The sequence below is a fragment of the Spirosoma sp. genome (assembly GCF_048594605.1).
Classification (GTDB): Bacteria; Bacteroidota; Bacteroidia; order Cytophagales; family Spirosomataceae; genus Spirosoma.
The window spans coordinates 19,770-33,712 of record NZ_JBMDWV010000425.1 but is presented as its reverse complement, the minus strand read 5'-3'; the positions used below and the strand labels follow the sequence as shown (position 1 = coordinate 33,712).

Genomic DNA, 13,943 nt, shown 5'->3' with positions numbered 1-13,943 from the left:
GCATATCTTCGAACACCTGAACGTCGAATACTCCAAGCAGATTTGGAACCGATGTATTGATTACCAGATACCGCTCGTTTATGCGTCCTCGGCTGCTACGTATGGTATGGGCGAATTAGGCTACGACGATAACGAATCCCTTGTTCCTCAGCTAAAACCCCTCAATCCATACGGCGAATCTAAGAATGTGTTCGACATCTGGGCGCTGGAGCAGGAACGTAAGCCCTTCTTCTGGGCAGGCCTGAAATTCTTCAATGTTTATGGCCCTAACGAATACCACAAAGACCGGATGGCATCTGTTATTTTTCATGCTTTCAACCAGATCAACCAGTCGGGCCGTATAAAATTATTTCGTTCACACAACCCCGATTTTGCGGATGGCGAACAGATGCGGGATTTTATTTATGTGAAAGACGTAGTGGATGTATGTTCCTTTTTGATGCATCATCGGCGCAATTCCGGTATTTATAATCTGGGCAGCGGTAAAGCTCGTACGTTCCTCGATTTAGCCAGGAATACGTTCTATGCACTCGACCTCGAACCTCAGATAGATTTCATCGATACCCCCGCCGACATTCGCGACAAATACCAGTATTTCACGCAGGCAAATATGTCCAAACTACGCTCCATTGGCTACGACCGGCCATTTTGTTCTCTGGAAGAAGGAATCGCCGATTACGTAAAGAACTACCTCAGTCCGGGCCAGTACTTATAATTGCTTCTCACCTCTCAAGGATAAAAATATAGCCATCACGGTTACTGCTTTAGCTGAAGGTAAAGCGGGCGAAAGCACACAATAGAGCCTTCTGTTGTTATTCCCAAACCACTTCAATCACTTCTTTCTTCAAATCAATTGTGGTTTGCTTCTCGTCACTCAACCGGCGTAATGTTACCTTACCATTACTGACTCTGGCGGCTTCCTGCTGTAAAACGTGCGTCGCATCTTTTTTATGAAACACGGATACAATTCCTTCATTCGTATCAACGGGCAACGTAACGTTTTTGCCGTTGGCTTTCATAGACCGAGACGTAACGGGCAATTCCTGATTACGCAGCAGGGCTAAGGCACGTGATGCCTGAGGCACGCCGTAACCAACATAGTTGTTTCCGTAAGGATACAGATGCGACGATTTCTCGATAATTTCCATAACCTGCTTGTTCGTCAATTTTGGATTGGCCTGCATCACACAGGCTGCAAACCCAGTAATGACGGGTGCTGACAGAGACGTACCGTAGAGTGAAAAACACGATACATTTGGTTTCAGATACGGCAGTTTTTCAGGACCAATGCTGCTGTACCCGATGCGGTTCCAGAGTCGGGAATTGGTGGCACCAATCGCCAGTACTCCCTGGGCGTCGGCGGGCGTACTGATAATACGCCAGGACCGATCTTCGCCTTCATTTCCTGCCGATACAATAATCAGAATTCCTTTTTTATCGGCAGCAATCTGAGCGGCCCGGCTAATGAGGCTCGTATGACCATCCATCTGACTAGGCTCGTAATTATCTTTCGGGTTACTCATCCCTTTGGCATACCCCAGCGACGTATTGATCAGCCGGACACCCAGGCTGTCCATCCATTCCATAGCCGCTACCCAATTGTCTTCTTCGCCCCGGTATTCACGGTTACCCTGATCAGTACGTGCCAGGTAGAACGTAGCGTCAGTTGCCAGTCCAAACTGCATATTTTCGGTTGGGTCGTTCCCGGCTATGGCAGCCAGAACCTCCGTTCCATGCATATCCGACATAGTTTCGAGGGTTCGTAAGAGCTGATTATTTGTCTTCTTCTGATTGACGTAATCACGAACCTGCTTTACGCCATTACGTTCAAATACGTGCTTTAATGCATTGGCAGAGTCGGCACCGAAAAAACCGGCGTCAATCACTCCAATCGTTACAAACCGCCCGGTTAGCCCCGACTGCGCAAAATCAGTTGCCTGAATCTGATTCATGACCGGAGCCAGTTTGGGGTTAGACCAGTCTGGCGTAACGCCATCGGGTTGAGCAGGCGTATTAATCGACGTGATGACAATAGCTGGGTCGATGGCCTGAATATCTTTTACAAACGGTAAAGATCGAGCCTGTGCATATTGCTGATCCGTTAGTCGAGCCGATATGGCATTTAACCAGCGTGATTGACAGACAGGCTGAATACCTACCTGTTTTAACTGGCGTAGATACGATGCCGCCACGGGTTGGTCAGTTTCGTCGAGTGGCAGGTTCTGGAGCTGACGTTGACTTAAGGCCTTTGGTGATAGTGAAGGAGCTGATGCCGATTCTTTATCTCGAAGTAAAATCCAGTATTTTGATTGAGCCTGCAAGGCAAAAGACAACAGGCTAAGGGTTATAGTCAGTCGAAGTGTCATAGTTTAGGTAGAAAGTACGCAACCAAAAAGGCTACGTAAATAGCTAAACTCGAATTCCGCAAAAACTATTACGGCTTTTGAGTTTCTTTGCAAAATTAATTAGAAACATAGCCTCCGCGGTCTGTTATATGCGTTATTTCCCGATCGACAGTCAACTTTTTAGTCAAAACCGTCAACGACTAGCTAATCTGCTCAAACCGAAGTCGTTAGTCGTTGTCAATGCGAATGACATTATGCCAACAAATGCCGATGGCACCATGGCTTTTCGGCAAAATAATGATCTTTTTTACCTTACGGGCGTCGATCAGGAAGAAACCCGACTGGTTTTGTTTCCCGAACATCCTGATCCTAAATTCCGTGAGGTTCTGTTCCTTCGTGAGACGAGCGAGTTGATCGAAATCTGGGAAGGGCATAAACTGACTAAGACAGAAGCCGAACAAGCAACCGGTATTCCGCAGAAGCAGATTTACTGGACGCATCAGTTTGAACAGATTTTTGTGCAGATGATTTTTGAGGCTGACTATGTCTACCTCAACACCAATGAGCATACCCGGGCGGGTGTGCAAGTACAAACTCAGGATGCCCGTTATGTAACTGATTTTAAGCAGAAATATCCGCTGCATCATTTAGAGCGGCTGGCCCCGCTGATGCATTATCTCCGTGCCGTTAAACAACCACTGGAAATACCACTGATCCAAACGGCTATTGATATCACGGATAAAATGTTCCGTCGACTTCTGGGCTTCATTAAACCGGGAGTCTGGGAGTATGAGATCGAAGCTGAAATGATGCACGAGTTTATCAAAAATCGTTCGCGTGGAGCTGCTTACACGCCTATTATTGCGTCTGGAGCTAATGCCTGTGTGTTGCATTATATTGATAACAGTCAACAATGTCAGGACGGTGACGTAATTCTGCTTGATATCGGGGCTGAATACGCGAATTATAATGCCGACATGACTCGTTCAGTACCGGTAAACGGTCGGTTTACTGCCCGTCAGCGAGCGGTGTACGATGCTGTACTACGTGTCCTGAACGAAGCCAAACAAATGCTACGTCCCGGCAACCTCTGGGATGAGTATCATCGCGAAGTGGGCAAAGTCATGGAATCCGAATTGATTGGTTTGGGCTTGCTGGACCGTGATGAGGTGGCCAAACAGGACCCCGATGCTCCGTTATACAAGAAATACTTCATGCATGGGACGTCGCACTTTTTAGGGCTCGACGTTCATGACGTTGGCAACAAATACCGTAAAATGGAGCCAGGGATGGTATTTACGGTTGAGCCAGGCATTTATATTCGAGAGGAAAAGCTGGGGATTCGCCTGGAAAATAACGTATTGATCACCGAATCTGGTAATACGGACCTGATGGCGAATATTCCGCTGGAAGCTGATGAAATTGAAGAGTTAATGAACACGTAACGGACTCACAACAGTTATTAATAAACAAGCGTAGTCAGGTGTTGCTGTTGACTCCCCGGCTACGCTTACTTGTTGGTAGTATATCTGTTCTATACGGCTTCAGCTTTCTTCGTCTGCTCACGTTCAAGAGCAATATTCAGGCTGGAATAGATCCGGCGAATGGCTGTTTCTAAACGTTCCCAGCCACCATCCGATCGGAGATCAATATCGCCTATATGATCGCGTTGAGCGCTCGTCAAAACAATATTTGTAACAGCTGCCACCATTAAACTCGTAATAGCAATCGGGTCGAAATCAGAATAAGGAGCGAGTTTAGTAACCAGGTTTTTGTACGACTGATCCCTGAAATCGGCCAGACGGCGAGCCAGTTCGGTTTCGCCATGTGTCATTTCCCAACGAATCAATTCCTGCGATGGCTTACGCGTACGGAATTCGCGCATAAATTGGATGGTGTACTCAGACCATACCTTACTCCTGTTTTCTGGCGTCAGGTTATTGGGTACAGAATCCAGAAACTTCTCATTAAACATAGACAGGAAAAAGCCGCGCTGTACATAAGCTTCCAGCAGACCATTCCAACCACCGAAATAGCGGTAGATAAGTACTTTGTTGACGCCAGCACGTTCTGCTACGGCATTAATGCCTGCTTTTTCCGTACCACGTTCTGCCATTACGTCGCCCATGGCCCGCAGAATGCGTTCCATAGTCATCTGGCGGTTTCTACGTTTGACAACTTTCATGCTTATTGGTTGTTTTTGTTTAAGAGGAATCAGTAACTTTTTTAGTGGATAGGCTATCCATACAAGTCGCCTATCCAATTGCTGTAGATACAAATATGGTAATTACAGATGATGTTGTCAAACAATGATCTGAATAAAAGGCGCGAAATATTAAAAAAAATGCCTTACAAATTATATTAAGTTACTGACACATAGCACTATACTCCGCAAACTAATTATATGTATCATATACACAATTATGAGTTACAAGATTAGGCGTGTTTTTCCGTTAATAGTACTATTGAATCTGAAGCAAAAGGTAGTCATTGTAACAAAAATGGCCCTCTATCAAGAGGGCCATTTTTGTTACAATGACTACTATAATTGAATTTATTTAGCGCTCTGGATAAGAGTCCACCTGCCCGGATAGTTCCTGAATGGCCTCCTGCAATTGGGTCCGGCTCAGGAGAAGATCCATCTCCATCGGAAAGTCAGGATACGTGTGCCAAGAAGGCATCAAAGCACGATCCAGTTGAATCTGCAGACGATCTTTATCACCTGGTAGCGCCTTCGCTTCCATACTCAAACCTGGCTCAGAGAAAGATAGCGTAACGTAGTTTGTCGCTTTGTTCCAGAGAGAACGTAATCCGCTTAGCAATCGCTTAACCTCCCAAGTTTGCAGCGGGGCCATCTGGATGTCTGACTTTTGCCGCCAAATGGTCGAGAACCGACATTGCAGCCGATTACGATCTCGCCAGGTTGTATTTGCTTTGCCATAGCCCAGGATTGCCAGTTCAAAAGAATCAGAAGAGGATACAAATTTCATAACGGATGTGTTAGGGAGAGAGTACTATTGTCTACTTAACAAATATACAAAGTAATTGTTATAGGTCATCTTGTTTTGTAGTAATTTTCATATTATCCTATACTTTCCGAACAGAAAAATATTATTATCTACCGATAACCAATATTACCAAATTTAATATTGACATATTTCCTCAAGCACATATTTTCTATCCCCCAGCAGAATAATATATACGCAATAAACTCCTCAACCGAAACTTTACCTGTTCGCTTCCTGACTTTCCTTATCTTTGCGGCCAAAAACTATAACCGTTTAAATTTAGATAGATGGCGAATGTGCTTATTGTAGGCGCCGGTGGAGTGGGCAGTGTGGTTGCGCACAAATGTGCAATGAACCGTAACGTTTTTACGAATATTATGCTGGCCAGCCGAACAAAGGCAAAGTGTGATCGCATTGCGGCTGAAATTCAGGAAATGCACGGCGTTACCATTCAAACTGCGCAGGTCGATGCCGACGTAGTGGCTGATATGGTGGCACTAATTCGATCATTCAATCCGGTACTGGTTATCAACGTAGCGTTGCCGTATCAGGATCTGCCTATCATGGACGCCTGCCTCGAAGCGGGGGTGCATTATCTGGATACCGCCAATTATGAACCTAAAGACGTAGCTAAGTTCGAATATAGCTGGCAGTGGGCCTACAAAGAACGCTTCGAGCAGGCGGGGCTAATGGCACTACTTGGATGCGGTTTTGACCCAGGCGCTACGCAGGTGTTCACGGCCTACGCCAATAAACATTATTTCGACCGGATGGATTACCTCGATATTGTTGACTGCAATGCAGGTAACCACGGTAAAGCATTCGCCACCAACTTCAATCCGGAAATCAATATTCGGGAAATCACCCAGCCAGGCCGTTACTGGGAAAATGGCGAATGGATTGAGATTCCGGCTATGAGTGTTCACAAACCAATTGAGTATCCCGGTATTGGTCCTCGTGAGTCTTACGTACTCTATCACGAAGAGCTTGAATCCCTTGTCAAAAACTTTCCAACGCTGAAACGGGCTCGTTTCTGGATGACGTTCGGTCAGGCGTACCTAACTCATCTGGAAGTTCTTCAGAACGTAGGCATGACACGTATCGACCCCATTAAATTTCAGGGAATGGATATTGTGCCCCTCGAATTCCTTAAAGCTGTTTTGCCCGCTCCTGATTCACTAGGCGAAAACTATACAGGTCAAACCAGCATTGGTTGCCAGATTAAGGGGGTTAAAGACGGTGAAGAACGTACCTATTTTATCTGGAATAACTGCGACCATGCAGAAACGTATCGCGAAGTGCGCGGGCAGGCCGTTAGCTACACCACTGGCGTTCCGGCCATGATTGGTGCTATGCTCATGCTTACGGGCGTCTGGATGAAACCCGGCGTGTGGAACTGTGAAGAGCTGGACCCTGATCCGTTTATCGAACAGATGAACAAACAGGGGTTACCTGTTAACGAGCGAGTCAATATTCCCTTACCGCACGAATATCCGGCTTAACCAAAAATATAAATCCCGCTACGTAATAGAGCGGGATTTTTCGTTATTTAGTCGATCATCCGGCAAAACATACTTGCTATGAAATCGCTATTCCTGACGGTCTTTTTTTCGGCACTATGCACAGGTGTCTTCGCTCAGAAAGCCGACTCGACTAAAAGTCGTGCTACGCAGGCAGGTACCTCCGACGTGCAACATAATAATTATGACACCTATCAGTCGACTAATCAAATTGTAGGTTCGACACCTTATACGATGATCCTGACCCGTGATCAACGCTACGAAGGTTTACGCGGCAGTCCTTATTTTTTACCTGAATGGAACAAAGGGCAGATCGAAGTGATATCCGGGAAACACTATAAAGACGTACCCATCAAATTCGATGCTTCCCGACAGCACCTGATTTTGCGAAGGACTGGCGTAACAAACGACTCAATCATCGTTGACGCCAATCAGGTAAAATCTTTCCAATTTACAGCCAGCGATGGGCAGTTTTATGTGTTTCGGCGCTTCCCAGACGCCAAAACGGATGATGCAGCCTTGCGGGAAGGGTATTTTCTGGTGCTCCATCAGGGCAAAACGGCTCTGTTGAAACGAATCGCAAAGACCCTAAAAAAAGCCGACTATAAAAATCCTTACTCCAACGATATCCGTTACGATGAATTTCTGCCCGTTACTACGTACTTTCTGCTTAAGCCTGATCAGACATTGAGTAAAGTGAAATTGTCTGATAAATCGCTCATCGAAGCACTTGGCGACCATAAAGAGGAATTAAAAGCCTATGCCAAACAGGAAAACCTGACTGTAAAGGATGAAAACGGTGCGATTCAACTCATAACAAAATACAATAGCTTGTAAAACATTTTGTGGAATTGGTCCTGCCTAGCCATCCATGTGGTACAATCAAACCACGTACTGCTATGCATCACCTTACTACGTCAGAAACCGTCGCGCTAACCTACGACGAGATTATTTTTCAGCGCCGAAACAGAACTTACGGCGCTTTTGATCTGCGCCGAAACTATCGACCAACGCTTACCCGCGCTTTGTGGCTGGGCGTTGGTTTGTTTTTACTAGGATTGGCAGCCCCTACGCTTTACGATCGTTTCTGGCCAAACCAGTTCAACGATAGCCAGCAATTGATGGATGAAATAAGCCTGACAGACATCAAGGAACTACCTGTCGAGAAACCGATCCCACTGCCCCCGGTTGAGCAGGCCCCTGCCGTGAACACGGTACGCGACCTCCCGCCCGTTGTCATGCCCGACGCCGACGTAGTAGAAGACAATCCCCCTCCTACCGTTGACGAATTGAAGGATGCTACGGCAGGAACTATAACCGCCGAAGGAACGGGCGTGGAGGAAATCATTATGGCGCCTGAAGCTTCTGCTACTCAAACGATACAGGAAAAAGCGCTTGAAGTGGAAACCAAATCCGATGAACCTTTTGTCCTTGTTGAACAGCAACCCGAATTTCCGGGCGGACTGGACGCGCTACGTTCTTTTTTGGGTAACAACCTGAAATATCCCAGAGCGGCCGCGTCGGCGGGTGTATCGGGTCGGATTTATGTCAGCTTTGTGGTCAATACCGACGGTAGCCTGACGGATTTGCAGGTACTGAAAGGCATCGGTTTTGGCTGCGATGAGGAAGCCATTCGGGTAATGCAGAAAATGCCCCGCTGGCGGCCTGGTAAACAATCTGGACGAGCCGTCCGCGTGAAGTACAATTTACCAATTTCGTTTACGCTGGAGTAACGTACCTTTGCGGCATGAATACGAACCTGCTGCAAAACCTCGATGCGATTCCGTCGCCCTGCTTCGTGCTGGAAGAAGCCAAACTCCGCCGGAACCTTCAACTAATCGATTCAGTCCAAAAAGCCGCTGGCGTAACGATCATTCTGGCCTTGAAAGGCTTTTCGATGTACAGCGCTTTTCCGTTGGTACGTGAATACCTGAGCGGAGCTACCGCCAGTTCGCTCAACGAAATCAAACTCGTAAACGACTATATGGGCGTAAAAGCGCATACCTATATTCCGGCTTACCGCGATGACGAGTTTGACGAGGTGGTCGAACGTAGCAGCCACCTGACCTTCAACTCCTGGAATCAGTGGAATCGATTCAAGGATCGCGTTGCTGGTATGCCTGTTTCCTGCGGCATTCGGGTGAATCCGCAGTACTCGGAAGTAGCCACGGATATGTATAATCCCTGCGTGCCGGGGTCACGGTTGGGCGTCACCCGCGATCAGCTTCCTGATACGTTGCCGGAGGGCCTGGAAGGCATTCATTTTCATACCCTATGCGAGAATGATTCCTTCACGCTTGAGCGCACCCTCAACGCCCTCGAGAGTCGTTTTGGCGACCTGCTGCATCAGGTTAAATGGGTCAATTTCGGCGGTGGACATTTGATGACACGCGAGGGTTATGACACCAATCATTTGATTAAACTGCTGACTGCTTTCCGGGAAAAATACAATGTGGACGTAATTCTCGAACCGGGCTCAGCCATTGCCTGGCAAACGGGCATTTTGGTATCGACGGTACTGGATATGCTTAATAGTCAGGGCGTAGAGGTGGCTATCCTGGATACCTCGTTTGCGGCTCATATGCCCGATACGTTAGAGATGCCATATAAGCCACGTATCATTCAGTCGTATCATGAACCCGTTGCTGATAAACCGACGTATCGATTAGGTGGTATGACCTGTCTGGCTGGCGATTTTATGGGCGATTATTCGTTCGACAAGCCACTAAAGGTTGGTGATAGGCTCGTTTTCGATGATATGATCCATTATACCATGGTAAAAACCACTACGTTCAACGGTGTCAATTTACCCAGTATTGGCATTTGGAAAGAAGACGAAACATTTCAGTTAGTCAGAACCTACGGTTACGAAAGTTTTAAGGATCGGCTGAGTTAGTAGCAACTTACGTAGCATTTGCATAGAAAAGCGAGATTGTAAGCGTTAACCGTCTGTGTTTTGTAGTAGTGCTTACAACAAAAAAACCTGCATGCAACGCGGCCCGCAGGTTTTCTAAGACAGCTAAAGGTGTACTGCCAAAGGCAGTTACAAAAGTAAAATTACACAAATTTATTTTTGAAATACAATACGATCAGAAGCACATTATAGAAACGGCAGTTGGAAACATAGTGTATGCACAATTTGAGCATGTACCACATCTGTCATTACGTAGTAAAAAAATAGTAAGCCGCTCAAACAGGATAGATATTCCTGTTTGAGCGGCTTACTTATGCGAAGTTATCCGTTAAAGATACTGCCGAATTTTCTCTGCCGTAACAGCCAGTTCTTCCTGCGATGGTTTTAATTTATTATGAAAATTCATGTCGGCCATTGAGTTGAGAGGAATCAAATGGACATGTGCATGAGGCACTTCCAACCCGACAACAGCTACTCCGATCCGTTTGCAGGGAACAGCTTTTTCGAGTGCCGGTGCAATTTTCCTGGCGAAGGCCATCAGGCCGGTATATAGCTCATTGTCCAGGTCGAAAATATAATCTACCTCTTTCTTTGGTATCACAAGCGTATGTCCTGTAGCCGTGGGCATTACGTCCAGGAAAGCGAGGAAATCGTCTGTTTCGGCAATTTTATGCGCCGGGATGTCGCCAGCAACAATCCGCGAAAAAATAGAAGGCATAGTTAAAGAGGTATATATGATAAGGGATCAACAGTCAGCCATTACGGTTTGGTGATGCAACAAAACACGTATCACTACCTATCGTCCAATTTCAACTACCTCAAACTCCAGAACGCCAGCGGGCACCTTGATTTCCGCCATATCACCGACCCGTTTTCCTAACAATCCTTTACCAATTGGCGACCCTACCGAAATCCGTCCCGCTTTCAGATCAGCTTCTTCTTCTGAAACCAGTGTATAGGTCATTTCAGCGCCGTTTTTCTTATTTTTTATCTTAAACTTCGACAGAACCGACACCTGCGAAGCGTCAATCGTTGATTCATCGAGTACCCGCGCATTGGAGAGCACTTCTTCGAGCTTTGATATTTTTAATTCATGCAGACCCTGCGCGTCTTTAGCTGCATCATACTCAGCGTTTTCACTAAGGTCTCCTTTGTCACGTGCTTCGGCAATCTGGCGGGCAATGGCGGCCCGGCCTTTGGTTTTCAGATCATTCAGCTCTGCTTTAAGCCGATCAAGTCCTTCCTGGGTGTAATAAGAAATCTTTCCCAGATTATTTACAACGTACTCGTTTATTCACATTGGTTTTGGGTACTCCGTAAAAACAAAAAGAACGGTACATCGACCGTTCTGCAACCAAATTGGTTTTCTTTGCAGCCGCGTCAGTGTCGCCGTCGGATCTCCGAAGCGAGCGGTTCAGGAAAGTAATAAATAGTTCGTCGCATATGCGAAGTTATTTATTGGCCTGTCATGTTCCGAACACAACGCCTTTGTGAGACAAAAGTAAAAAGACTTCCCGGCTATACCAACATATGGTCGACGGGTTATCAAAAAACTGATTTTACGTCTATGTAGGATTTTTGAATAATGTACAGTGATCCAGGAATACCAATCCCCGCATTATTCATCTCATTCATCACGCTTACTATGCCACTTCGTATCATATTCATGGGCACACCTGATTTTGCCGTTACCAGCCTCCAGCGACTCCTGGGCGCGGGCTATCAGGTGGTTGCTGTCGTTACAGCGCCCGATCGGCCATCAGGTCGTGGCTTACAACTAACGTCTTCACCAGTTAAAAAAGCAGCTGAAGCGGCCAATTTACCCGTTCTGCAGCCTGAAAAGCTGCGTGACCCGGACTTTTTGGAACAGTTAGCCAGCTATAAAGCTGACTTACAGGTAGTTGTTGCATTCAGAATGCTTCCTGAGGTGGTCTGGGCTATGCCAACGATTGGTACGTTCAATCTACATGGTTCGCTATTGCCGCAGTATCGGGGGGCTGCTCCAATTAACTGGGCTATTATTAACGGCGATACCGAAACCGGAGTCACTACGTTCTTTATTGAAAAAGAAATTGATACGGGGCAGATGATTTTTCAGGATACTGAACCGATTTACCCTGATGATACTGCTGGAACCCTACACGACCGACTTATGGAACGTGGAGCAAATCTGGTGCTAAAAACCGTCCGGGCTATTGAAACGGGCGATTATCCACGTACACCGCAGCCCACTACCAACGACCTGAAACCCGCGCCGAAACTCAGCCGCGAAACCACCGAAATTAACTGGAATCAGCCGGTCCGACAGATTCGCAATTTTGTGCGAGGCTTATCTCCTTATCCAACAGCCTGGACATTGATCAATGGCAAAGTCTTTAAGATCTATGAGGCTTCAATTGCCAACGAATCGCCATTCGCGGCAGAACCTGGTCAGGCCTATACGGATAACAAAAAAACAATTCTCGTTCGGGCCGCCGACGGCTGGTTGCGCATTGATACGTTGCAGGCCGAAGGAAAACGTCGGATGAATGCAGAGGAGTTTTTACGAGGGAATAAGCTTTAGAGTACAAAAATACTCCAACCTCTTCAGAAAGGCTTTTCAGCCAGAGGTTACAGCCTCTGCGGAACGGAATATAAAAAAACACTAAATCCTGCTCCATTCATGAAACTACTTTTAATCGTTTTTTTCCTTGCCGCTGTTGGGCACGTAACGGCCAATGCACAAGCCGAGACATACGCCGAGAAACTGGGTTTCCCCAAGGGCAAAAAAGTCGTTATTCTTCACGTCGACGATGCGGGTATGAGCTACGATTCCAATGTCGGAACAATGAATGCTATCGACAAAGGAATTGCCAGTTCGACCAGCGTTATGATGCCCTGCGGCTGGGTTCCGCACTTTTTTGATTACCTCAAAAAGCACCCGAATGTAGACGCGGGCGTTCACCTCACCCTTACGTCTGAATGGAAAAATTACCGCTGGTCTCCGTTGATGGGTAAAGATAAAGTTCCGGGCCTGGTTGATGAACAGGGAGCATTCTGGCCGTCCGTTGAGCAAGTTGTTCAGCACGCATCGGCCGATGAAGTGGAAGCTGAAATTCGGGCGCAACTGGCGCGGTATCAGGCGTTCGGCGTCCAGCCAACGCATATGGATTCGCACATGGGAACGTTGTTTAATCCTAAATTTTTGATGCGCTACGTGAAAGTGGCAATGGAAGAAAAAATTCCGATTCTGTTTCCAGGCGGCCATGCATCGTTAATAAGCAAAGTAAACAGCATAGCCGCCAGTCAGCAGTCGTTGATCAAACAGGTTGGCCAGCAACTCTGGAATGCTGGCTTGCCGGTTCTGGACGATCTGGATGGCTCCATCACCAGTCGTAACTTACCCGCTGGAGCTTCCGACAACGATTTGCAAAAGTTTAAAACCCAGAAATTTATCGAGCTGCTCAATTCGGTAAAGCCAGGGTTAACGTATCTGATCATGCACTGTACGGACCCCACGTCCGCCTTCGATCAGATCAGTAGTTCAGGGCAATCCCGAAAAGGCGACATGCTGACCATGATGGACCCAGCCCTGAAAGCATACATAAACAAGGAAGGCATCATTATCACGACCTGGCGTGAATTGATGGAAAGACGTAGTAAATTATGAAGATAAGCCTTATTGCTGCTGTAGCGGAGAATGGTATTATTGGTCGCAACAACGATATGCCCTGGCATCTGCCCGATGATTTTATGTTTTTTAAGCAGAAAACCAGCCATCACGCCATCATTATGGGTCGTAAATCGCTGGAAGCGCTCGGCAAGCCGCTACGTAACCGGACCAGCATCGTGGTTACCCGGAATCAGGATTTCAGCACTGAGGGCGTAACGGTCGTACATACACTGGACGAAGCCATTGCTGAAGCCAGACGTGTCGATCAGGCCATTTATCAGACCGATGAAATTTTCGTAATTGGTGGCGCTGAAATTTACAAACTCGCACTGCCTCTTGCCACTACGTTGTATTTGACAGAAATTCATCAATCGTACGAAGGCGATACGTATTTCCCTGAATTCGATAAGAGCGAATGGCGGGAAAAAAGTCGGGTTGCCCACCCCACCGATGAGCGCCATGCCGCTTCATTTGACTTCGTGGAGTACGAGAGGGTGTGATGGC

At 46.8% G+C, this 13,943-nt stretch carries 14 protein-coding genes; 9 read left to right on the top strand and 5 right to left on the bottom strand.

Translation table 11 applies throughout. The features are described from left to right. A partial coding sequence (gene rfaD / locus ACOJS8_RS26765) for an ADP-glyceromanno-heptose 6-epimerase (protein WP_420151622.1) occupies positions 1–715 on the top strand: 715 nt, incomplete at its 5' end. 97 nt (positions 716–812) lie between these two features. Here the strand turns inward: rfaD and ACOJS8_RS26760 are convergent. Then, positions 813–2,366: a S8 family serine peptidase gene (locus ACOJS8_RS26760; protein WP_420151621.1), complete on the bottom strand. Its 1,554-nt coding sequence runs from the start codon at positions 2,364–2,366 to the stop codon at positions 813–815. A 128-nt stretch (positions 2,367–2,494) separates the two neighbouring features. Between ACOJS8_RS26760 and ACOJS8_RS26755 the strand changes: the two genes are divergently transcribed. Further along, positions 2,495–3,790, top strand: coding sequence for an aminopeptidase P N-terminal domain-containing protein (locus ACOJS8_RS26755; protein WP_420151620.1), 1,296 nt, complete (start codon positions 2,495–2,497; stop codon positions 3,788–3,790). An 89-nt stretch (positions 3,791–3,879) separates the two neighbouring features. On the opposite strand, the gene ACOJS8_RS26750 is transcribed toward ACOJS8_RS26755, so the two are convergent. After that, positions 3,880–4,530, bottom strand: a complete 651-nt coding sequence (locus tag ACOJS8_RS26750) for a TetR/AcrR family transcriptional regulator (protein ID WP_420151619.1) — start codon at positions 4,528–4,530, stop codon at positions 3,880–3,882. A gap of 373 nt (positions 4,531–4,903) precedes the next feature. After that, a complete protein-coding gene (locus ACOJS8_RS26745; RefSeq protein ID WP_420151618.1) occupies positions 4,904–5,335 on the bottom strand; it encodes a WapI family immunity protein in 432 nt (143 codons plus the stop codon). Between the two features lie 305 nt (positions 5,336–5,640). On the opposite strand from ACOJS8_RS26745, the gene ACOJS8_RS26740 reads away from it, so the two are divergent. From ACOJS8_RS26740 to nspC, 4 genes are all read left to right on the top strand, one after another. After that, positions 5,641–6,855, top strand: a complete 1,215-nt coding sequence (locus ACOJS8_RS26740; RefSeq protein WP_420151617.1) for a saccharopine dehydrogenase family protein — start codon at positions 5,641–5,643, stop codon at positions 6,853–6,855. Between the two features lie 78 nt (positions 6,856–6,933). Beyond that, positions 6,934–7,710, top strand: coding sequence for a hypothetical protein (locus ACOJS8_RS26735; RefSeq protein WP_420151616.1), 777 nt, complete (start codon positions 6,934–6,936; stop codon positions 7,708–7,710). Positions 7,711–7,772: 62 nt separating this feature from the next. Next, entirely contained in the window at positions 7,773–8,606 is an 834-nt protein-coding gene (locus tag ACOJS8_RS26730) for a TonB family protein (protein WP_420151615.1), read from the top strand. A gap of 14 nt (positions 8,607–8,620) precedes the next feature. After that, on the top strand, positions 8,621–9,769 hold the full coding sequence (gene nspC, locus ACOJS8_RS26725; protein ID WP_420151614.1) for a carboxynorspermidine decarboxylase: 1,149 nt from the start codon (positions 8,621–8,623) through the stop codon (positions 9,767–9,769). A 346-nt stretch (positions 9,770–10,115) separates the two neighbouring features. Here nspC and ACOJS8_RS26720 read toward each other — a convergent pair whose 3' ends face one another. After that, positions 10,116–10,505, bottom strand: coding sequence for an HIT family protein (locus tag ACOJS8_RS26720; RefSeq protein ID WP_420151613.1), 390 nt, complete (start codon positions 10,503–10,505; stop codon positions 10,116–10,118). 78 nt (positions 10,506–10,583) lie between these two features. Further along, a complete protein-coding gene (gene greA / locus ACOJS8_RS26715; protein ID WP_420151623.1) occupies positions 10,584–11,003 on the bottom strand; it encodes a transcription elongation factor GreA in 420 nt (139 codons plus the stop codon). Between the two features lie 429 nt (positions 11,004–11,432). On the opposite strand from greA, the gene fmt reads away from it, so the two are divergent. From fmt to ACOJS8_RS26700, 3 genes are all read left to right on the top strand, one after another. Next, complete coding sequence (fmt, locus tag ACOJS8_RS26710; protein WP_420151612.1) at positions 11,433–12,350, top strand: methionyl-tRNA formyltransferase; 918 nt, start codon at positions 11,433–11,435, stop codon at positions 12,348–12,350. A gap of 99 nt (positions 12,351–12,449) precedes the next feature. Further along, a complete protein-coding gene (locus tag ACOJS8_RS26705) occupies positions 12,450–13,436 on the top strand; it encodes a polysaccharide deacetylase family protein (RefSeq protein ID WP_420151611.1) in 987 nt (328 codons plus the stop codon). Further along, on the top strand, positions 13,433–13,939 hold the full coding sequence (locus ACOJS8_RS26700; protein ID WP_420151610.1) for a dihydrofolate reductase: 507 nt from the start codon (positions 13,433–13,435) through the stop codon (positions 13,937–13,939). Before ACOJS8_RS26705 ends, ACOJS8_RS26700 begins: the two co-directional genes overlap by 4 nt. The last annotated feature ends 4 nt before the right edge of the window (positions 13,940–13,943 follow it).

Bases quoted from the DNA above. Each gene is read 5' to 3' on its own strand.
- ACOJS8_RS26760 (WP_420151621.1), bottom strand. From the start codon at position 2,366: ATGACACTTCGACTGACTATAACCCTTAGCCTGTTGTCTTTTGCCTTG.
- ACOJS8_RS26755 (WP_420151620.1), top strand. From the start codon at position 2,495: ATGCGTTATTTCCCGATCGACAGTCAACTTTTTAGTCAAAACCGTCAA.
- ACOJS8_RS26750 (WP_420151619.1), bottom strand. From the start codon at position 4,530: ATGAAAGTTGTCAAACGTAGAAACCGCCAGATGACTATGGAACGCATT.
- ACOJS8_RS26745 (WP_420151618.1), bottom strand. From the start codon at position 5,335: ATGAAATTTGTATCCTCTTCTGATTCTTTTGAACTGGCAATCCTGGGC.
- ACOJS8_RS26740 (WP_420151617.1), top strand. From the start codon at position 5,641: ATGGCGAATGTGCTTATTGTAGGCGCCGGTGGAGTGGGCAGTGTGGTT.
- ACOJS8_RS26735 (WP_420151616.1), top strand. From the start codon at position 6,934: ATGAAATCGCTATTCCTGACGGTCTTTTTTTCGGCACTATGCACAGGT.
- ACOJS8_RS26730 (WP_420151615.1), top strand. From the start codon at position 7,773: ATGCATCACCTTACTACGTCAGAAACCGTCGCGCTAACCTACGACGAG.
- nspC (WP_420151614.1), top strand. From the start codon at position 8,621: ATGAATACGAACCTGCTGCAAAACCTCGATGCGATTCCGTCGCCCTGC.
- ACOJS8_RS26720 (WP_420151613.1), bottom strand. From the start codon at position 10,505: ATGCCTTCTATTTTTTCGCGGATTGTTGCTGGCGACATCCCGGCGCAT.
- fmt (WP_420151612.1), top strand. From the start codon at position 11,433: ATGCCACTTCGTATCATATTCATGGGCACACCTGATTTTGCCGTTACC.
- ACOJS8_RS26705 (WP_420151611.1), top strand. From the start codon at position 12,450: ATGAAACTACTTTTAATCGTTTTTTTCCTTGCCGCTGTTGGGCACGTA.
- ACOJS8_RS26700 (WP_420151610.1), top strand. From the start codon at position 13,433: ATGAAGATAAGCCTTATTGCTGCTGTAGCGGAGAATGGTATTATTGGT.